This is a genomic window from Neisseria sp. P0021.S006, from assembly GCF_051956895.1.
Genome location: NZ_JBQCWZ010001144.1, coordinates 1 through 485, shown reverse-complemented (window position 1 = coordinate 485; position 485 = coordinate 1). Strand labels below are relative to the sequence as shown.

Annotated in this window: 1 protein-coding gene; it reads left to right on the top strand. The window is 49.3% G+C overall.

The window, feature by feature from the left end; all coding sequences use genetic code 11:
• A partial coding sequence (locus ACTHUM_RS19170) for a D-alanyl-D-alanine carboxypeptidase (RefSeq protein ID WP_440403866.1) occupies positions 1 to 485 on the top strand: 485 nt, incomplete at both ends.

Sequence of the window (485 nt, the reverse complement as noted above, 5' to 3'; positions counted from 1 at the left end):
GAGCTGTATCTGCATATGTACAGCATGAAAGAATTTGTCGGCAAAAGTTTTGTGAACCAATGGCGCCAACAAGACGGTACGGTTTCAGACGGCCTGACGACAGGTGTTGCGCCTCATGATGCGCATGTGTTGGCAAGCCATCTATCCAAACCGCTTACCGATATCCTCACCGATATGAACAAGCATTCTAATAATCTGATTGCCCGTTCGGTTTTCCTTAAATTTGCCGGAAATGTGTCTGATTACAAGCTGGCGCAGACTAAGGCCGCCTCTATCGTAAAAAGCGAGCTGGCGGTTGCCGGTATCAATACGGAAGGGCTGGTGTTGGAAAACGGCTCAGGCCTGTCCCGCGTAGAACGGCTTAATGCGCGAATGATGGCGCAAATGTTGGAAAAAGCCTACTTCAGCCCGTTTAAAAACGAGTTTATCAGTACGCTGCCGATTGCCGGTAAAGACGGCACGCTTAAAACACGCTTGAAACAGCC